Consider the following 19,158-nt stretch of genomic DNA (forward strand, 5'->3'; position numbering starts at 1 on the left):
GTCAGCTCCTCCCGTCGCCAGTGCCCGGTTTCCCGCGCGCGTAGCGTTTCGTGCGCCGGAACGCGGTCAGGTCGCCCTCGCGGTCCAGCTCGATCTCGTAGAGGGCCAGCAGGTCGGACGAGGACGGGATGCGGTGCTCCTCGGTCACCTCCACCTCCACGAGCCAGCCGTCCTCCAGCGGCTCGACCGACGTAACGCCCGCCGGCTCGCTGGCGATCAGCTCGTCGAGCTGGCGCACCGCAGCGGCAGCCGCCTTCGACGCGACCATCGCATCACGCGTCGAGGAGCTGGCTTGCTCGGACGCGGCCATCATCGGTCATCTCCTTCTTCGCCCTCAGCGGACTGCCGCGGCGAGGGCACGGTCAGGCGGGCAAGCACCTCGTTCTGCCTCTCGGCCTCCTCCTCGCTCGAGATCTCACCGGCCGCGCGCGCCTCCTCGGCCGCCTCGAGTTCGTGCCGGACCGAGGCGGGGGCGCGCAGTTCCTGGTCGACTCGGCGGCGGATCAGCTCGCCAAGGGCGAGCACCCCGCGCAGGGGCGCGAGCGGCAGGCCCGCGATACCGGAAAGCAGACCCATGGGTTACTCCGGCGTCCGCGTCACGACGAAGTCGTAGGCCGCCAGCGGGCCGAGCAGCCGGACCTGCACCCGGCCTTCCCATTCGTTCGCCAGCTCGCCGACCGCTTCTTCCAGCTCAGCTTGCCGCGCGGTCTCCGCCAGCACGGCGAGGTGCACGGCTTCTTCTTCGTGTGTCGGCTCGCGCGGCGCGGCTTGCACCGCGATCTCGGCGAGCGCCTCGGCTACCCGCTGGGTGTCTTCGGCACGCTTGGCCTCGATCGTCCGGGAAATCTGCTCCCCGAGTTCCATCCGCTCGCTGCGGGTGGCGTCCTCGGGCTTGCCGCGGATCGCCTTGGCCAGTTCCGCCATCCGGTCGTCGCCGGACAACACCTCGCGCAGGATGGCCCGTTCCTCGTAGCGCCCCCTGACGATGTACTCCGCCTTGCCCTCGAGCTGGTCGAGCGCGGTCGTGAAGTCGTCGCGATTCGCTTCGAGAAGTTCCTCGGCGACCGCCTGTTCGTCGGTGACCACAGCGCCGAACCGCAGCGGCAGCACGGGAAGTTCGGCGGCGACCGCGTCGAGCAGGCTGGCGTGTGCCGACAGGTCCTCGGGCCGGCCGAGCGGAGCGTCGACCGGGATCTCGCTCACTATCGCGGCGACCGGCCCACTGCGGATGGTCGTGACCGGAGCCGGCGGATCGCCGACTCCGCGGGTCTCGGCGTCGACCTCAACGTCGGCGGGAACAACGCCGTAGACATACACCGCGGTGCCGGCCCGGGTGTCGGTACTCATCGATGCTCACCGTCCTTTCCGGCCACGGCTGGCGGGCTCTTCTTCTTCGCCGCCGCGGAGGAGGTCCTGCAGCTTGTCGCCGGCCGCTTCGAGAGCGCCGCGCGTCTTCGCCTTCGCGCCGCCCGAGTTCATGTCCTCCAGCAGGTCCGGCAGGCCCTTCTGATCGTTGTCGGAGAGGTCGAGACGGTTCACCGCTTCGGCGAATCGCAAGTAAGTGTCGACGCTGGCCACGACGACTCGCGCGTCCACGGTGAGCAGTTCGATGCCCACCAGGGAGACCCGCACGTACGCGTCGATCACGAGGCCCTTGTCCAGAATCGTGTCGACCACGTCGGCGAGGCTGCTCGAGCTCGGCCGGTCGAATCCTCCGCCTCCGCCCGAGGGTTGCACGGCGGTTGTCATCGGTCACCTCTCTCGTCGGTTTCTCCGGAGTCCTCTTCGTCCTCCGATGGCTCGTCTTCGGCCTCGGCGTCGGCTTCGTCTTCGGGCTGGTCTTCGGCCTCGTCGCTTTCCGGTGCGGTCCGGTCTTGGCCATCCGCGACCTTGCTGTCGCGGATCTCGCCGTGCCAGCCTTCGACGCTGTCCGGATCGAGCAGGTCGTTCATCATCACCTGCCGGCGGAAATGCTTGAGCTCAAGCCGGACCCGGCGGCCCTGGGCGCGCCAGAGGTTGCCGGTGCGCTCGAACAGTCCCTGCGGGTGGTAGGCGAGGACCAGCAACACCTTCGTGAGATCTGGGGTCAGCTCGTGGAACGTGACCGCGCCGTCGACATGGCCCTTCTGGCCCTTCGACCGCCATACGATCCGTTCGTAGGGCACCTGCTCGCGGATCGTGGCCTCCCAGTTGCGGTGCGACCAGAAGATCTGCGCCCGCCACTCGGTTTTCTCGTCGCTGACCTGCTCGACGTTCTCGACCTTTTTCATGAACGACGGGAACTCGCTGAACTGGGTCCACCGGTCGTACACGAGGTCGACCGGCGCGCCGATGTCGATCTCCTCGACGATGTTGGTGAGCTTGATCTTTTCGCCCTTGCTGCGGGCCGATCCGGTCAGCGCGGCCTTGGCCTTCTCCGCGACTCCGGACAGCGCCCCCTTGAGCGCGCCGGTCATCGCCTTGCCCTTGACTCCGGGCTGCCCGCCGGTGGCGGCTGCCAGCAGCCCGCCGCTGCCGTTGCCCGCGGCGAAATCGGTCAACCGTCCGGCGGTGGACGAAATCCGGTCGGTGAGCGAGTTCGCCGCGCGGTTCATCGCTGCCTGACCCAGGCCGCGCAGCGCGTCGCCCAGCTCGCCTGGCGGTTTCGTCGCCTGGCTGATCGCGTGTCCCGCGGTGTCAGTCGCTTTCCCCACGGTGCCAGCCGCTTTCCCCGCGGCGTCTTTCAGGCTCTTGGCGGCCATCGCGGTCACCTCCGGGCCCGGCGGACCGGCGAACGTCGAGTGGCGGCCGGCCTGCGTTCAGTTTCTTCGTCGTCCTCGTCCGACGACCGGCTGCTCGCCGACCGCCGGCGCGGCCGCCGTTGGCTGTCCTGATCGTCGTCGTCCGCCGAGCGGCGGGTCGGGGTTCGCCGACGGCGAGGCTTCTCAGCTGCCTCTTCACCGGTTTCCTGGTCCGGCTCATCCCCGGCCGGCTCCGTCGCCTTTTCCTCGCCAGCGGGATTCCGTGCCTCGCCAGCGGGATTCCCGCCGTCCTGAAGACGTTCGGTCAACGACTCTATCCGGCCGCTCGCCGCGGTGACCGCCGCAGATTTCGCCGCGGTCAGCAGTTCGTCTTTGGCCAGTGAAGTCAGCTTGCCGATCTCTTCCGACGAGGCCAGCTGCGACAGTCCATTCCGGACCAGTTTCGACGGCGACACTCCGGCCTTCCCGGTCGCCCCGGCGGCCGCGATCATCAACGCCAGCCGCATTTTCTTGGTTCGCCCCAGCAGATAACCGGCCGCGACGCCGAGCGCCATCCGTGTTCCTGCCTTCATCAACGGCTCCTTCTGACTGACGGTAGCGGGGTGCGCGCAGACCGTTCCAAAATCGCGTGATCAGGGATTCGGCTGCGTCGGCAAGATTCGGCTACCCCGGTGGCGTGACCCGAAACGCTCGATCATGAAGAAGGATGTTCCCGTTGCCGCGCAAGGAGAATGAAGGTGCGGGCAGTGCGGAAAAGATCGTTATCCCGGCTACTGAAAAGTAGCAATGTGGATTCTTCCAGGTAGCCGTCCCTGTCGATCTAGAACTGCGCCCGCGGCGCGGACGAGTATTTCATTATCGAGTAGCAAACGGTACTGCCGGAAAGATGCACCGGATGGCGCAAGGGGAGTCGGCCGTTTGGCGCCGCGTCCGGCACCGGTCACGCCCGCGGACGGTGGCTCCGGTCGACGCTGTGTCGTCGAGGCAATGCGTTCGGCAAGCCTGAGCCCGGGGGCGAGTGCAGCCAGGGTGCGCGGGCGCGCTGCGAGGGTTCCTGGCGTACATCTAGGCGCGCGACGCGCAGGTAGCCCGCGGGGCGAGATCGCCGCTTACCGGCGGGACCCACTGGGCGGTGCCCATCACCTCAGTCCGTGAAGGGCCCCTTGAGGGACTTGGATTCCGGCAAGGGGCCCCTCACGGCCGGGCGCCCGGGTCGGCGAGCAGCTGGCCGAGCACCCGGCCGTCTTGATCGCCCGCACACGGCAACGCGATCGCCGACGCGGCTGCGGATGATGGACGCCGCCATCGCCGCGCACCGCCAGCGGCAGGACGCCTACGCCGATTGATTCCCCGCGCGGCCGGTCTTGTGGTAAGTACCCACGCTATGCGCCGAACCAAGACGCGCGGCCTGGCGGCCGCCGTGATGAGTCTGCTGACCTGTCTGCTCGTGGCACCGGCGGCGTCCGCCGATCCGGAACCCAAGGCTCCGCCCGAATTCGTGGCGCTGCGCGACGTCGACCCGACGATCGTGCAGGAAATCCGGTACATCACCCCGCACAACTTCACCGGCGCGCCGGTCGACGGCTACCGCCAGCCGATGTGCATCGTCACCCGGGACGCGGCGCGGGCCCTGCACAAAGCGCAGCTGTCGTTCCTGCGCCAGGGGCTGACGCTGAAGGTGTACGACTGCTATCGCCCGCAGCGCGCCGTCGACAATTTCGTGCGCTGGGCAGAGGATCTGTCCGACCTGCGGATGAAAGCCGAGTTCTATCCCCGGGTCGAGAAGGACCGGCTGTTCGCGGACGGGTACATCGCGGCGAAGTCCGGGCACAGCCGCGGCAGCACGGTCGATCTGACCGTCGTTCCGCTGCCGGCGCTCCCGACCCGGCCGTACCGGCCGGGGGAGCCGCTGAAGCCCTGCTACGGTCCGAAGGCGGACCGGTTCCCGGACAACTCGCTCGACATGGGCACCGGTTTCGACTGCTTCGACACCCTCGCGCACACGCTCGACCCGCGAATCCAGGGCCAGCAGCGCGCGAACCGGATGATCCTCCTGCACGGCATGGAGGCGGCCGGGTTCAAGAACCTGCCGGAGGAATGGTGGCATTACACCTACCAGCCGGAGACGTTCCCGGACACCTACTTCAACTTCCCGATTTCCCGCCGTTCGCTGACCTGAGCCGGGCGGGGCAGGCCGCGCTGTCCCGCTTTGCCGTCGGCAATCAGCGGTCCGCAGTGTCCACAACGGAGTTGTCGACCGCGGAGCATGCCTCCGGTGGTGCGCGCCGACCGGCCCGCTGGTCTGTCTGTGAAGGGCCCCTTCAGGGACTTGGATTCCCTCAAGGGGCCCTTCACGGACAGTCCGGCACGCTGGCCGCCGGCCGCCCAGCATCAGGACAGCACCTGGTGAGACGTGGTCTCAGCCGTCCTGCCCAGCACCTGCCGCTGCGCGCTTCCGGTTCAGGCTGCGCCGCACCAGAGGCCAGAACGCCGCGATCACCGCCAGCGACACGATGCTGGTCCAGACCTGGGTGCGGGCCGAATCGTCGGTGAGCAGCATGACGACCACGATCGCGATCACCCCGGCGATGGTCAGCAGGCCCAGCCACGGGTGCAGCCACATCTTGAGCTTCAGCCCGGCGCGTTCCTCCGGGGTCATCTTCTGCCGCATCCGCATCTGCGTCACGGCGATGAACGAGTACACGAACAGCGCGACCAGGCCCGCCGAGTTCATGATGAAGTCGAAGATGCCCGAGTCCGGCGCGACGAAGTTGACGATCACCGCGAGGTACCCGCCGACCGTCGACGCGATCACCGCGACCGCCGGCACACCGGACTTGTTCTTGCGCGCCACCAGCCGCGGCGCGAGGCCTCGTTCGCCGAGCGCGGAAAACATCCGGCCGGCCGAATAGAGACCGGAGTTGAGTACCGAACACGCCGCGGTGAGCACGACCGCGTTCATCACCAGGCCCGCGCCGGGCAGCCCGAACAGGCTGAACGCGTGTGCGAACGGTCCCTCCTGCTTCGGGTTGGGCAGCTGGTTCCACGGCACGATGGTGACGATCAGCAGCACCCCGCCGACGAAGAACAGCAGGATCCGCCAGATCACCGTGACGACGGCCTGCCGCACTCCCTTCGCCGGGTCCTCGGATTCGGCGGCCGCCATGACCGCGATCTCGGTGCCGAAGTAGGAGAAGATCACGATCGCGACGCCGCTGAGCACCGGCCACCAGCCGTGCGGCGCGAATCCGCCGTGCTGCCAGAGGTTCGGGATCGAGAAGCTGGCCTTCGGCCAGAGTCCGAACGCGAACAGCGCGCCGACCGCGAGGAACACCACGATCGCGGCGACCTTGATGCTGGCCAGCCAGTACTCGACCTCGCCGAACGAGCGCGCCGAGACCAGGTTGGTGGTGGTGAACAGGAGCAGCAGGAGCACCGAGAACGCCCACGGCGGCACGGCCGGGAACCACCCGTTCAGGACCGACCCGCCGACGACCGCCTCGAAGGCGATCACGCCGATCCAGTAGTACCAGTACAGCCAGCCGACCAGGTATCCCGCGCCCTCGCCGAGCCCGACCCGCGCGTACTCCATGAACGACCCGATCGCCGGGCGCGCCGCGGCCATCTCGCCGAGCATCCGCATGGCGAGGAAAACCAGCAGCCCGCCGAGCAGATACGACACCACCGCCGCCGGACCCACCGACCGCACGACGTTCCCGGACCCGACGAACAGGCTGGCTCCGATGATCCCGCCGAGCGCGATCATCGTGATGTGTCGCGACCGCAGCTTCTTGGGCCCCGCGGCTGCCTCCTGCCCCTGCTCGGCGATTTGATCGGCCATGAATCGACCTTCCTCTCCTGCGCGGCGCTGCACGGCCGCGCACTGGTCCGGCCCGGGTGTCAGGGGGACGGGGGACGAGGTGCGGCCGCCGGGTCCGTCGAGGCTAGGGGTGCGGCGGCGAGTGCGCTGGGCAGGCGCGTTGTCGATCATCCGAATGGAGCAGCACAGAAACAGGACAAGTTGCCCAAAAAGAACTCTTGATCGAGCTTTGGCACCGGAGACGCGAGCACGCAGACGAGAGCGACGCGGCTCAGTCGATCACGGACGTGGCCGCGACGGGCCCAGAGCCCCCAGGGCCTGCTCCTTGGAAGGTCTTTCGAATTCCGCCGTCGCGGCACCGCCGTCCACCGTCCAGGCGTCGGCGTCCACCGTCGCGGCACCGGCGGCCGGGGGCGCGGTCGGATCGCCGTCGGGGGGTTCGGTCGGCGGCACCGCCGTCAATCCCGCCGCGACAGCCGTCTCCCGTCCCCGGTCCGGGTCGGACGCGGCCCGCGGCGGCAGCTCGCACCGCTGAGCGGTCACTCGCTCCGCCATTGGAAGGATTGTTTACGAATGGGCGGGCTAACCGCCCCTCGCCTCTGGCGGGGTGTCCTCGTGCCCTTTTAGGGTGACGTTGGCGGGGCGGCCGGCCCCGCTGAACGGGGCAGCACCGGAAGAAAGCGAGTTTCCTCATGCACGAGACCGTCGAGGTGTGGACCGCGCCGGACTTCGTCGAGTACGAGACCCCGATGGAGGTCACCGCGTACGCGGCCCGCATGCGGGAGTGACCCTCGCGGACGGGGCCGGTCCGCCGGCGGCCTCGTCCGTCCGGGGGAACCTGTGCCGATGAGCGAGAATCCGGAGTTCCGAATGTCCACTGTGCACCCGATGAGTCCGGCGGAGTTCACCGGCGCGCTGCGCGGGCTCGCGCCGCGATACTGGGGCAGCCACCCGTTCCACCAGCGAATGCACGCCGGCGCGCTGACCCAGCGCGAACTGCGGCTCTGGGCCGCCAATCGCTGGTATTACCAGTGCCTGCTGCCGCAGAAGGACGCGGCGATCATCAGCAACTGCCCGGTGCCCGACGTCCGCCGGACCTGGCTGGACCGGATCGTCTACCACGACGGGGCCGGCGACGGCGACGGCGGGATCGAGCGCTGGCTCCGGCTGTGCGCCGCGGTCGGGCTGGACCGCGAAGAAGTCGTCGACCAGCGGCACGTCGCCGCGGGCGTCCGGTTCGCGGTTGACGCCTATGTCGCGTTCGCCCGCACCAAACCCTGGGTGGAAGCGATCGCCTCCGGGCTGACCGAGATGTTCGCCGGGCACCTGATGCAGCAGCGCGTGGCCGACGTGCTGGCCAACTATTCCTGGATTTCCCGTGCCGACCTGGCTTACTTCACCAACCGGATCGACAAGGTGTCCGGCGAAGGCAAGGACACTTTGGACATCGTCGTTCGCTACTGTGTCACCCGGGAACAGCAGGAAAAGGCGGTGGCCGCACTGTCGTTCAAATGCGACGTCCTCTGGTCGATGCTGGATGCCGTCGAGCGCGCCGCGGCCGAGGAGTGAGCCGGTGAAGACCCTCACGGCCGCCTCGGTCCCGAAGCTGCGGATCGGAGTGCGGCTGACCTTCGACCACGTCCGCGGAACGCACGTGCTGCTGTTTCCAGAAGGCGTCCTGGTCCCGAACGCCACTGCCGTCGCGGTCCTCGAACTGTGCGACGGCGCGACTTCGGTCGACAGCATCACCGCGAAATTGCGCCGCCGATACCAAGGGGTAAGGGAAAACGACATCGTGGCCGTGCTGGAGCGGTTCGGTCGACGGCGGGTGATCGAATGGACGTGACAGCGCCGCTGGGGCTGCTCGCCGAGCTGACGCATCGGTGCCCGCTGCATTGCTCGTATTGCTCGAATCCGCTGGAACTCGTCGCCCGGGACGCGGAACTGTCCACAGCGGAATGGAAAGACGCCCTTTCGCAGGCGCGGGAACTCGGCGTCCTGCAGATCCATCTGTCCGGCGGAGAGCCGCTCGCGCGGCCCGACCTGCCGGAGCTGGTGTCGCACGCCAGCGGCCTCGGCTGCTACGTCAACCTCGTCACGTCCGGCCTCGGCCTGACCGGGGACCGACTCGCCGATCTGGTCGAGCGAGGACTGGCGCACGTCCAGCTGTCCGCGCAAGCCGCGACTCCGGACCGCGCGAACCGGCTCGCCGGCGCGAAAGCGTTCGACCGTAAGCTGGTCGCGGCCTCCCTGGTGAAGGCAGCGGGTCTGCCGCTGACGGTGAACGTGGTTCTGCACCGGCAAAACCACGACGAACTAGCCGCGATCATCGAGCTGGTCGAGAGAATGGGCGCGGATCGGCTGGAATTGGCCAATACTCAGTACTACGGCTGGGCGCTGCGCAACCGCGACGCGCTCCTGCCCACCCGCACGCAGCTCGCCGCCGCCGAGCCGGTGGTGCGAGCCGCGGTCGAACGGCTGCGCGGCAGCATGGAGATCATCTACGTCGTCGCCGACTACTACGAATCCTTCCCGAAACCGTGCATGCACGGCTGGGGCGCACGCCAGCTCACCATCGCCCCGGACGGCACGGTGCTGCCGTGCCCGGCCGCCAGCGCGATCACCACCCTCAACCTCGACAACGTCCGCGAGACCGCGTTGTCGGACATCTGGTACCGCTCGGAATCCTTCAACGCCTACCGCGGCGACGACTGGATGAGCGAGCCGTGCCGGACCTGCGACCGCCGCGAAACCGACTTCGGCGGCTGCCGATGCCAGGCGTTCCAGCTCACCGGCGACGCCGCCAAGACCGATCCGGTCTGCTCCCGGTCGCCCGACCGCGACCTGGTCGACCTGGTCCTGCGCGCACCGTCCACTTCGGACCTGGTCTTGCGGGGTGCCGTGCAGTGAAAGTAATCCTGCTGGGCACCGCGGCCGGCGGCGGCTTTCCGCAGTGGAATTGCGCCTGCGAGCAATGCCGCTCGTCCGCTCCGCCGCGGACCCAGGATTGCGTCGCGTTCAGCGCCGATGGCACGACCTGGCATCTGCTCAACGCTTCGCCGGATATCCGCACGCAAATTCTGGCCACCCCAGCCCTTCGCGCCGGTCCCGGCCCGCGCGAAACGCCGCTGCGCAGCGTCTTGCTCACCGACGCGGAACTCGACCACGCGCTCGGCCTGCTCATGCTCCGCGAGGCGACCGGCCTGACCGTGCACGCGCCAGCGGCCGCATTGCACGCGCTGACCGAACATTTCCCGGCCCGCATGGTCATCGAGGGCTACCACAGCTGGGACTGGATCTCCGCAGCGGAGACCACTGTGGACGGTCTGAACGTGACGCCGTTCCCGATCAGCGACAAACAGCCCAAATATGCGCGCGCGTCGACCATGCCCGGGCCATGGGTGATCGCCTACCGCATCCACGACCCGGCGACCGGGGGCAGTTTCGTCTACGCACCCTGCCTGCGCACCTGGCCGCCCGGCTTCACCGCCTTCACTCGCGGCGCCACCCTGGTCCTGCTGGACGGCACCTTCTACGACGGCGCCGAGTTCGCCACCGCCACCGCCACCGCCACCGCCACCGCCACCGCCACCGGCACGGCGGATCCCGCTGTCCAGCAGGGGATGGGACATTTGCCCATCACCGCGACCCTGCCGACGATCACCGGTCATGGCGGCACTCGCTGGGCCTACACCCATCTGAACAACACCAACCCGGTCGTCAACCCGCATTCGGTCGAACACGCCGCCGTCCTCCAGGCGGGTGCCGAGCTGCCTCCGGACGGTACCGAGTTCACCCTCTGACGTTCTCGCCGGCTGGTGGCACTCTGGAGGAAGGGAGGGACCATGATCGAGGAGTACCCGTTCGACAACGCCAGCGCCCCGGCCGCCGACCGGATGTCCGCGCTGCAGGCCGGATATGACGGGGTGACCGTCCGGCACCTGGCCGATCTGGGTGTCGGCCCCGGCTGGGCTTGCCTGGAGCTCGGCGCCGGCGGCGGTTCGATCGCTCGCTGGCTGGCCGCGCAGGTCGGGCCGACCGGCAGCGTGCTGGCCACCGACGTCGACCTCCGGCTGTTGGCCGACTTGCCCGCCAACGCGACGGCGCTGCGCCACGACATCCGCGCGGAGCCGATGCCGGACCAGCTGTTCGACCTGATCCACGCCCGGCTGGTGCTGATCCACTTCCCGGAACGCGACGAGTTGGTGGCGAAACTGGCAGCGGCCCTCAGCCCGGGCGGCTGGCTGGTCCTGGAAGAGATCGAACCTCGGGGACAGACCGTGGTGGAGACGCCGGACGAGGCGAGTGCGGAGACTTTCGCCTCGGTACAGGGGCGGATCATCGACCTGCTGGAGCGGGAAGGCAGCGACGTCGACTGGGCGGGCCGGCTGCCGCAGGTGCTCGCCGGGGCCGGGCTGGGCGAGGTCGGCAGCGAACGGGTGACGACCCGCTGGCCGGGCGGGGGACCGGAAATCCGGTTGCTGGCGGCGAACTCGGTGGAACTGGCCGAGCGGCTGGCCGCCGCCGGGCTGGCGGAGGACGACCTGGCACGGTTCCGGAAGGTGCTGGCGGACCCTCGGTTCGCGGTGTCGTCGTATCCGTTGGTGTCGGCGTGGGGTCGCCGCACGTCCCGCTGAGGCCTCCAGGCCGAGGTGTGCGGGTGAACGGAACATCGGGGAATCAGAGTCCGGCAAGGTTCCCTTCGCCGGCCCTTTCCGGCGTGCCGCGGCCCGGCCCGGCCGGCTGCTCCCGCGCCGGCTCTGGCAGCCAAGCCCGCATCATCTCCGCATACCGCGGCACCGCCAGCAGCTGATCGTGGCTCCCCAGTGCGGTCTCCCTGCCGTCCATCAGCAGCACCCGCCTCGCGCGGATCGCCGAGGACAGCCGGTGGGCGATCACCACCAGCACTCCGCCGCGGCTGGCGAACGCGCGTTCGGACCGGACTTCCGCGACCGGGTCCAAAGCGGACGTCGCCTCGTCCAGGATGACGATCCCGGCCGGCGACGCATAAGCCCGGGCCAGTGCGATGAGCTGTGCCTCGCCCGCGGAAAGCCCTTCCGCGTCGTGTCCCAGCTCGCCGTCGAGCCCGCCCAGCCGCGCCAGCAGATCCGCCGCACCGACTGCGTGCGCGGCGGCGATCAGCAGCCGGTCGCCGGCTTCGGGACTGAACAGCGCGAGGTTTTCCCGCACGGTTCCGGCGAACACGTACGCCTGCTGCGGCACGAGAACCACCTGCCGGGGCCGGTCGGCGACCTCGGAAACCGGGACACCGCCGAGCAGGACGCGGCCGTGTTGCGGGGCCAGCAGGCCGGTGAGCAGACCGGCCAGGGTGGACTTCCCGATTCCGCTCGGGCCGACCACCGCGAGGTGCTCGCCCGGGCGCAGGGAAAGGGTCAATCCGTTCACCACCGGCTCCGGGGCGGCACCCCAGCGGAACGTCAGGCCGTGCACCTGCAGCTCCGGCCCGTCCGGGACACCGGTCGCCGGACGTGGTTCCGGTGCGGCGGCGGTCTCGGCGAGCCGTCGCAACGCGACAAGCAACCGGAGCACGACCGTCGAAGCGGTCGTGGCGAGACCGCGCAACGCAGGCTGCAACGTCGTCGCCAGATAGACCAACGCGCCCAGCGCGGCTCCGGCGGTCAGCTCGCCGCGCGAGACCAGGGACGGGGCCAGTGCCAGGGACAGGACCAGCGGGACGAACCCGCCGAACGCCACCACCAGCGATCGCAGCGCGCCGGAGCGAGCTACCCGGACCGCCGCTGCCGCTTGGGCGTCGAGCGCCTCGTCGGCACCCAGCGCGGCGATCGGTTCGGCACCGCAGGCGACGATGTCGCGCACCCCGGCGGTGATCGAACCGGCGGTGGCCGACGTGCGTTCGTCGGCCAGGGTCAGCGTGCGTTGCCGCCGGGCGAGGGAGGGAAGCAGGGCGGCGAATCCGACGAGCGCGAGCAGTACTGGCACGACCACCGGCAGCGCCAGCGACCCGGCGACGGCGATCAGCCCGGCGATCGCGCCGGCCGTGGTGACGATCATCGCGCGCGCCTGGACGAGGAGCCCGCCAGTGGCGTCGCGGACGACCTCGACGTGCTGCGTGATCCGCGCGACGCCGCGTGCGTCCGGCCCGTTCCGCGGCGGTGCCGGATCGTGCAGCACGCCGCGCACGACAGCAGTGACCAGCGCGTCGCGCAGCGGTTCGACGACTTTCCCGAGTTGCTGCCATACCAGCCGCGACCCGAACGCGCCAGTGAGCGCGGCGACCGCGAAAACGCCGAGCCAGAGCAGCCCGATCCCCGGCTGGCCGGCGGCGAACCCGCTGTTCACGGCCAGTTCCACGAGTCGTCCGGAGAAGAAGGCGGGCAGTCCTTCGAGGACAGAGCAGGCCAGCAGGACCAGCCCGCCACGCCATTGCCCGGCCAGTGCGTTCCAGTAAAGGCGCCCGACGCCGGCGGACGGCGAGGTGCTCGCGGTCCGGCGGGGTTCCTTCTCATGGCGACGTCCGGCGCTCACGCTTCCTCCGTGAAAACCGCGCGGTACCCCGGTACTTGCCACAACCGCGCGTGCGGGCCCACCGCCCGCACCCGCCCGGCCTCCAGCCACACCACCAGCTCAGCCCGAGCGGCCACCGCCGCTCGGTGCGTCACGAGCACCCGTGTCCGGTGGCCCAGTTCGGCCGTCACCGCCCGTTCCGTCACCGTGTCCAGGCTCGCCGTGGCGTCGTCCAGCACCAGCACCCGCGGGTTGCGCACCAGCGCCCTGGCCAGCCCGACGCGCGCGCTTTCCCCGCCGGACAACGGAGTTTCCGCCAGCGGCGTGGCGTAGCCGCGCGGCAACCGCGCGACGACGTCATGAATTCGAGCCGTCCGGCAAGCCGCGCCGATCGCGGATCCAGCTGCCCACGAGCCGTATGCGACCGCGTCCGCGACGGTGTCGCCCAGCAGTGCGGGCCGGTCCGGCGCGTACCCGATGGCCGCGCGCAGCTCGTCGGTCCGAATGTCCGCCAGCGGCCGTCCGTCCAGCAGCACCTGTCCTGAATCCGGTCGCCGCAGCCCGGCCAGCAGACTCGCCACAGTGGACTTTCCGGTTCCGGAACTGCCGACCACCGCGGTGAAAGCGCCGCCCGGGATGACGAGCGAGACCGAGCGGACCGCACCGTCCACAGTGGCCTCGCGCAGCTCCAGCGTCCCGTTGCCCGGCAGCGATCCCAGCCTCCCGCGTGCCGGGGGCTCGGTTTCGAGCACTTCGGCGATCCGGTGCGCGGCCGAGCGTATTCGGGAAAGAGCGGTGAGCAAAGGAATCTGGGTGACCAGCCCGAGCCCTAGCGCGACATAGCCGAGCGCGGCGAGGACGTCGCCGGCGGTAAGCCGTCCGGCCAGCACGCCGAATCCCGCGGCGGCCAGCGTCAGGATTTCTACCGCAGGCAGCAGCAGGCCGGCCCGCCACACCATGCGCGCCTGGGTTCGCCACATTCCTTGACCGGCCAGGTTGAGCCGGGGGAGCGGGCGCAGCACCCGGGCCGCCTCGGCGTCGGCGGTCCCGGAGGCGGCGATCGTCCGCAGTCCGGTCACGGCGTCCATCAGCCGAGCCGCCAGTTCGCCGGAAACACGTTGGTAGGCAAGCACGTCCTTCGCGGTGCCGCGCAGATGCGATCGGGCCAGCAACAACGCGAACGGCAAGCTGCCGAGAAACACCAGCGCCAGCCGCCAGTCCAGCAGCGCCAGCAGCACGACCGCGCCGAAGGACATCAGCCCGGTCGACACCAGCTGTACGACCACCGCGGCGATCCCGCCGGCCGCCGCGCAGTCGCCGGTCACGCGGCTCACCGCGTCGCCCGGTGCGAACGGCGACCCGGCACCGAGGCCGAGCAGCCGTTCGATGACCTGGCGGCGCAGCCACGCGCTCGCGTTGCTGGTCAGCCGGGCGGGGAGGACGAGGCCGACCGCGTCGGCGGCGATCTCCGCGAGACCGACCGCGAGCAGCCACAGCACCGCGCCGGTGCTGCGCTGGCCGCTGAGCACCGTGTCGGTGGCCGCGGCGAGCGCGCCAGGCAGCAGCAGTCCCGCGGCGGCCGAGATCAGCGACGCGACGACGACCGCGGCGAGCCGGGCCCGGTCGAGCAGGGCGACCGAGACCAGCAGCCGATCAGCGGATCCGGCCATCGTGCTCCCTTGCTGGCGGGCTGGGGTCGGGGAGCGGGTCTTCCGCCGCCGAGCGCGCGCGGACCGGAATCCCGCCCTCTCTGCCCGGCCCGAGCGGACGAGGCAGAATGAACGAGGCGGGAACGGCGCACTTGGCCTGCGCCGTTCCCGCCCCTGTCAGTTCAGTCGCAGAGCAGCAGACTCAGCGTGCTGTCGCCGCAGTGCAGGCTGAAGTGGCTGTGGCCGTGGCAGTGGTGGTCGAGCCCCTGGCTCTCGAGGGCTTCCGGAGCCTCCAGTGCCTGCAGGTCCAGGACGTTTTCCATGGGTTTTCCCTTTCTCTCGGGGTCCGCCGGCGCTCATCGGCCGGAGGTGTGCGGGGACGGTGCGGAGCCCACGAAGGGCAGCAGTTCCGCTCCGTCCTGGAGGGCGGCGAGGGTGCGCAGGACGCCCGCGCTGCCGGTGGTGACGTCGGTGGAGAGCCGCAGCAGCTGGTTGCCGGGGAAGGCGATGCCGCCGCGATAGGGCACGCTGTGCCAGGACAGGCGGGCCAGGTGCAGGTCGATCGCCTCGCGGGCGGTCCGGTCCGGTTCGGCGGCGAAGGACAGCGCGGCGGCCAGCCCGCACCGGCCGTACAGCAGGCCGGGGTGGATGACGAACTCGCCGAGGCAGGCAGCCCGCAGGCCGGGCAGGCTCCGGGCCGCCTTCGAGTCCGGCAGGCACCGGGCCAGCTGCTCGGCGACCAGCAGGATGCCGGCGCTGCCGATCGCGAGGTAGGGCAGCGTGCGCAGGGTTCCGTCGCGAACCTGCAGGGTGCCGTCGCCCGCCGGTCCGCATTCTTCCAGGTCGCGGTCGAGCGCGCGGTTGGCGAACGTCAGCCAGGCGTCGTCGCCGGTGCGCTCGTGCAGGCGGAGGAACAGCAGCGCTGCGCCGGTCCAGCCGCTGGTCAGCCCGGCACGGGCGAACCGGCCCGGCGGCTCGGCCGTCTCCAGTGCCTCGACCAGCCGGACCGCGATGTCCAGCGCCTGCCTGCCGAACTCGTTGTCCCGGCGGACGGTGGCGAAGTGCAGCCGGGTGAGGCCGATCCCGGCCAGTCCGCCGGACAGGCCGTGGTCGGTGGTCCGCTCGACCAGCGCTTGCGAGGCGGCCAGCAGTTCGTCGGCCGCGTCGGAGTAGCCGAATTCCTCGAGCACGTAGGCGATTCCGTGGCTGCCGTCGAAGAACCCGGGCCGCGACGGCGGTTCCCGGCGGGCCGCGGCCAGCAGCCACCGCTCGTGCTCGGGGTAGCGACCGGCACCGGCGATGTGCAGGGAATGCAGCACGCCCGCCGCTCCGACGCCGAACCCCGCGCCGCCGGAGCGGAACTGTTCGATGTCGCCGGGGAACAGCCGGTCCGGGCGCTCCGGACTGGCGCTGGCCAGGATGCCTTCGACGATCTGCTTGCGTACTGACGCCCAGTCCGGGTCTGGCTCGTCCAGCGCGGTGTGCGTACGGGCGGGCTTCTTCGTGCGCGGGGCGAGCACCGCGACCAGGCCGTCGGCGTATCCGGCGGGCAGGCGGAACCGCTGTTCGGCGAAGTCGGCGAGCCCGCGCAGCTTCGCCGGGGCCAGCTCCAGCATCATCACCAGCGGCAGGAAGAGCCACAGCCGCAGTGCGGCCAGCGCGTGCTCGTCTATCTCGAACCCGTGCCGGTCGGCGGGCGCACGGAAGCCGGGGGCGCCGAGGCCGGGCCGGTCCGCGGAACCGGCGTCGACGGCCAGTTCGAAGTCGATCAGCGAGACCGCGTCCCGCTCGTCCACCAGGATGTTCTTGCCGTGCAGATCGCCGAACACGATGCCGTGCCGGTGCACGTCCGCGACGATCCGCTCGACCTGGGCCAGCACAGCCAGCGCGCGGTCCCGGAAAGCGAGCAGCCCGGCCTCGGTGCAGGCACCCCGGGTAAGCGGGTACTGCTCGGCGAGCCAGGAGCTCAGCGAGACGCCGGGCCGGTGCTCCATCGCGAGGTAGTGGTGCTCCCACACGGTGAACTGCTCGTACACCCGCGGGACGCCGGGAACGCCGGCCAGCCGGTCGAGGATCTCGTGCTCGTGCCGGAGCCGGGCGACCGCGTCCGCGCCGCCTCGGTCCAGCCCGGCGTGCGGCCGGGCCTCTTTCAGCACGACGGTCTTCCGGTCGGACTCGCGTTCGGCCAGGTAGACCCCGCCGCCGTTGGAAAAGTGCAGCGATCCGGTCACCCGATAGGGGAATCGGCTGCCGCTCTTGCGCGCCGCGACGCTTTCCGAAAGACAGTCCGGAATCCGTACCCAGTCCGGGGTGGAAAAGGACGGTTTCCGCTGGTCTGGGACGAGCTTCCCATCCGGCGTCCGGATTGCCAGCACCCGGGCGCCGTCGTGTTCGGTCCACTGTTCGGCGAATCCGCCGTACCGGACGTAAAGCGGACCTTCGCGGTAGCGGAGATCACTGAGAATGTAGGCGCCGTGTTCGCCTTCCAGCTCGGCGGAAAGATCATCGAGGATACGGCTGAGCGCTTGTTCGCTCTCCGGGTAGATAGTGATCAGCTTGCCGCTGCCTTCGCGAGGAGCGTATTTCGAATTGCGGGTGAGCAGGATCGAACGGGAGCGCAGCCGCTTGTAGGCGATCCGGTGTGCCAGGCAGTAGCGGTGCACCGCGGAGAGCACCCGGGCGGCATTGTCCAGACCAGCGGAAACGTGGATTTTCCAGCCTTGCGCGGGAAGATCGCGGTCGTCCGGGCGCAGCGACAGCCAGATCCCGTGCGTCTCGACGGCCCAGTCCGGACCCGGATCGGGCAGCCCGGCGGCGAGGTCGTCGGCCGGACCGGGGTTTTCCTGCGGTTCGTCGAAGAACAGCGGGTCGGCGAAGCAAAATGCCTCGTACCGGACATCCATGAAAACGAACCCTTCCCATTCCGGGGAAACCCCACGTCCGGCCGATGTCGGACGGTGACACCATTCCCGCACAGTCGGGGTGCCCGGGCCAATCCGCCAACTCGGGGGTTTGGCACCACTGATCAGGGTGATGGAGACTCGCGAGTAACCGGAGGTAGCGGACCGTCTGTGATTCTTTTCCACCCGATCGGTGGTGTAACGCCATGCCTTTCCGTCCGGCCCTCGGGCCGAGGTGGGGAAACGGGAGAAATTGGCGGAATGCCATCAACCCATTCCGGTGATGTTCTCCTCACCCGCCGTCCGGCCACTGGTTCGGACCAAGCAGGTCTGGCTTCGGCCGCGGGCATCACCGTTCGCGCGGCGGACAAGGGGAAAGCCTTGAGCAGGAAGGATCTCGCTCCGGCTGCGGCGCTCGGCCAGCGGGTCTGGTGCGGGGGCGGCGGATGCCGGGAGGGCCTGGTCGTTGTCACCGGGACGGGTGCGCGCCGGAAAAACGGGCGAAATCGTTCTTGCGTTCCGCCAGTAATTCGTTATCGATCTGGAATAGGTTCCGGTTCGCGGGCGTTGTTCGAGTTTTTCGCCACGAGGTCAGGCCGGAAATCCGTCCGGCGGCGCGGCTCGGTGCCCCAGGTCAGTCGCCGGAGAGATCGGTGACGAAGACGTCCGCGACGCGCTCGCCCAGATCCACCGTCGCGACCGCGCCCTCTTCGCCAGGCGAGGCCGCGGACCGCAGCACCACCTCGGCCCGGCACACCCCACGCGCGGTCATCACATTGAGCGCTCGAGTCGGTTGGTCGAGGGCGACGGCCACGTCGTCCTCCCCGGCGAACCGAAGCTGCTCCCCGGCGGCGAGGCCGGTGCTCGTCCCGTTGACGGTCAGTCGAAGCGCGCCCAAGGCAGTGAACAGCCGGTCAGTGCCGGGGAAGGCGGAGAACGGCGCGTCGCGGGCGAGGTCGGCGACGCTGATCCGCCACCGGAGCCCGCCGGACGGAGTGGTCGCGGCGGCCAGTTCGCGGGTGGTGCCGGCGCCGTTGCGCCAGGGGACGGGCGGGAAGTCCGACGGGTTGAGCACCCAGGCATCTCAGCCGGTTGCGCGGGCTGGCGCAAGCCGGACCCGGGAACGCCGGTCGGCCCGCACAGGTATCCCCGGCATCCGGACTGGGGTGGGCAAGCGATCGCCTCCGCCGACCGGCCAGCTGATCCCGGGCGCCGGGGCCCCGAACACGGATTCGCGGCCGGGGGCTCGACGACTGTCCTCTCTGGCCTGCCGTTACCGTGCGGCTGCGAGGAGGAACCGGACATGGAGAACCCGACGACAGTGCTGTGGCGTCCAACCGGCCCGGCGGAGCCGGAGTTGGTACGCGAGTCCGGCTGGCGCGCTGTGCTTCACCCAGCGCGCGAGATCGGCTTGAAGGCGATCTCGCAGCCTCGGCGAAGCCGAGGCAATCAAACGCGGGGCCACGATCTTGGAGTTGTGGGTTCCGGCTGAGGAGCTGGCGGAGTTCAACGCGCACCTGGTCGGGGAGATCGAGGTCGTGCACGAGTTCAGACGAGTACGG

The 19,158-nt window shown here is 70.0% G+C and carries 20 protein-coding genes; 7 read left to right on the plus strand and 13 right to left on the minus strand.

What is annotated here, in order from left to right; all coding sequences use genetic code 11:
• Window position 1: 1 nt before the first annotated feature.
• From gvpO to AMYBE_RS41020, 6 genes are read right to left on the minus strand one after another with little or no spacing between them, the layout of a single operon-like run.
• The gene (gene gvpO, locus AMYBE_RS0107465) at window positions 2-313 is read right to left on the minus strand and encodes a gas vesicle protein GvpO (protein WP_245573162.1); all 312 of its coding nucleotides are present in this window, start codon (window positions 311-313) and stop codon (window positions 2-4) included.
• Window positions 310-576 (minus strand): gas vesicle protein GvpG, encoded by a 267-nt coding sequence (locus AMYBE_RS0107470; protein ID WP_020658734.1) that lies wholly within the window; start codon window positions 574-576, stop codon window positions 310-312. Before AMYBE_RS0107470 ends, gvpO begins: the two co-directional genes overlap by 4 nt.
• Window positions 577-579: 3 nt before the next feature.
• Window positions 580-1,347, minus strand: a complete 768-nt coding sequence (locus AMYBE_RS0107475; RefSeq protein WP_020658735.1) for a GvpL/GvpF family gas vesicle protein — start codon at window positions 1,345-1,347, stop codon at window positions 580-582.
• Between the two features lie 6 nt (window positions 1,348-1,353).
• Entirely contained in the window at window positions 1,354-1,749 is a 396-nt protein-coding gene (gene gvpJ / locus AMYBE_RS0107480) for a gas vesicle protein GvpJ (protein WP_020658736.1), read from the minus strand.
• Entirely contained in the window at window positions 1,746-2,741 is a 996-nt protein-coding gene (locus AMYBE_RS0107485; protein WP_051124900.1) for an SRPBCC family protein, read from the minus strand. The genes gvpJ and AMYBE_RS0107485 overlap by 4 nt, the downstream gene beginning before the upstream one ends.
• Window positions 2,742-2,746: 5 nt before the next feature.
• Window positions 2,747-3,313: a hypothetical protein gene (locus tag AMYBE_RS41020; RefSeq protein ID WP_034286838.1), complete on the minus strand. Its 567-nt coding sequence runs from the start codon at window positions 3,311-3,313 to the stop codon at window positions 2,747-2,749.
• Between the two features lie 812 nt (window positions 3,314-4,125).
• On the opposite strand from AMYBE_RS41020, the gene AMYBE_RS0107495 reads away from it, so the two are divergent.
• A complete protein-coding gene (locus AMYBE_RS0107495) occupies window positions 4,126-4,920 on the plus strand; it encodes a M15 family metallopeptidase (protein WP_020658739.1) in 795 nt (264 codons plus the stop codon).
• 240 nt (window positions 4,921-5,160) lie between these two features.
• Here AMYBE_RS0107495 and AMYBE_RS0107500 read toward each other — a convergent pair whose 3' ends face one another.
• Entirely contained in the window at window positions 5,161-6,582 is a 1,422-nt protein-coding gene (locus tag AMYBE_RS0107500) for an amino acid permease (protein WP_020658740.1), read from the minus strand.
• Between the two features lie 258 nt (window positions 6,583-6,840).
• Window positions 6,841-7,116, minus strand: a complete 276-nt coding sequence (locus AMYBE_RS0107505; protein ID WP_154676140.1) for a hypothetical protein — start codon at window positions 7,114-7,116, stop codon at window positions 6,841-6,843.
• 137 nt (window positions 7,117-7,253) lie between these two features.
• Here AMYBE_RS0107505 and pqqA point away from each other — a divergent pair, with 137 nt between their 5' ends.
• The 6 genes from pqqA to AMYBE_RS0107535 all read left to right on the plus strand — a co-directional run bounded on the left by pqqA (window position 7,254) and on the right by AMYBE_RS0107535 (window position 11,198).
• Window positions 7,254-7,349 (plus strand): pyrroloquinoline quinone precursor peptide PqqA, encoded by a 96-nt coding sequence (pqqA, locus tag AMYBE_RS0107510; RefSeq protein WP_020658742.1) that lies wholly within the window; start codon window positions 7,254-7,256, stop codon window positions 7,347-7,349.
• A gap of 100 nt (window positions 7,350-7,449) precedes the next feature.
• Window positions 7,450-8,130, plus strand: coding sequence for a pyrroloquinoline-quinone synthase PqqC (gene pqqC, locus AMYBE_RS0107515; protein WP_425386939.1), 681 nt, complete (start codon window positions 7,450-7,452; stop codon window positions 8,128-8,130).
• A complete protein-coding gene (gene pqqD / locus AMYBE_RS0107520; RefSeq protein ID WP_051124643.1) occupies window positions 8,099-8,407 on the plus strand; it encodes a pyrroloquinoline quinone biosynthesis peptide chaperone PqqD in 309 nt (102 codons plus the stop codon). The genes pqqC and pqqD overlap by 32 nt, the downstream gene beginning before the upstream one ends.
• The gene (pqqE, locus tag AMYBE_RS0107525; protein ID WP_020658745.1) at window positions 8,398-9,471 is read left to right on the plus strand and encodes a pyrroloquinoline quinone biosynthesis protein PqqE; all 1,074 of its coding nucleotides are present in this window, start codon (window positions 8,398-8,400) and stop codon (window positions 9,469-9,471) included. The genes pqqD and pqqE overlap by 10 nt, the downstream gene beginning before the upstream one ends.
• On the plus strand, window positions 9,468-10,364 hold the full coding sequence (pqqB, locus tag AMYBE_RS0107530; RefSeq protein ID WP_020658746.1) for a pyrroloquinoline quinone biosynthesis protein PqqB: 897 nt from the start codon (window positions 9,468-9,470) through the stop codon (window positions 10,362-10,364). The genes pqqE and pqqB overlap by 4 nt, the downstream gene beginning before the upstream one ends.
• A gap of 42 nt (window positions 10,365-10,406) precedes the next feature.
• A complete protein-coding gene (locus AMYBE_RS0107535) occupies window positions 10,407-11,198 on the plus strand; it encodes a class I SAM-dependent methyltransferase (protein ID WP_020658747.1) in 792 nt (263 codons plus the stop codon).
• Window positions 11,199-11,241: 43 nt separating this feature from the next.
• On the opposite strand, the gene AMYBE_RS0107540 is transcribed toward AMYBE_RS0107535, so the two are convergent.
• From AMYBE_RS0107540 to AMYBE_RS0107560, 5 genes are all read right to left on the minus strand, one after another.
• Window positions 11,242-12,978, minus strand: coding sequence for an ATP-binding cassette domain-containing protein (locus AMYBE_RS0107540; RefSeq protein WP_051124902.1), 1,737 nt, complete (start codon window positions 12,976-12,978; stop codon window positions 11,242-11,244).
• Window positions 12,979-13,064: 86 nt separating this feature from the next.
• Window positions 13,065-14,717: an ABC transporter ATP-binding protein gene (locus AMYBE_RS0107545; protein ID WP_020658749.1), complete on the minus strand. Its 1,653-nt coding sequence runs from the start codon at window positions 14,715-14,717 to the stop codon at window positions 13,065-13,067.
• A 161-nt stretch (window positions 14,718-14,878) separates the two neighbouring features.
• Window positions 14,879-15,019: a class III lanthipeptide gene (locus AMYBE_RS44660; protein WP_020658750.1), complete on the minus strand. Its 141-nt coding sequence runs from the start codon at window positions 15,017-15,019 to the stop codon at window positions 14,879-14,881.
• Between the two features lie 33 nt (window positions 15,020-15,052).
• Window positions 15,053-17,599, minus strand: a complete 2,547-nt coding sequence (gene lanKC, locus AMYBE_RS0107555; protein WP_020658751.1) for a class III lanthionine synthetase LanKC — start codon at window positions 17,597-17,599, stop codon at window positions 15,053-15,055.
• A 631-nt stretch (window positions 17,600-18,230) separates the two neighbouring features.
• Window positions 18,231-18,671 (minus strand): HutD/Ves family protein, encoded by a 441-nt coding sequence (locus AMYBE_RS0107560; protein WP_020658752.1) that lies wholly within the window; start codon window positions 18,669-18,671, stop codon window positions 18,231-18,233.
• Between the last annotated feature and the right edge of the window lie 487 nt (window positions 18,672-19,158).

Source organism: Amycolatopsis benzoatilytica AK 16/65 (genome assembly GCF_000383915.1).
In the GTDB taxonomy this organism is placed as follows: domain Bacteria; phylum Actinomycetota; class Actinomycetes; order Mycobacteriales; family Pseudonocardiaceae; genus Amycolatopsis; species Amycolatopsis benzoatilytica.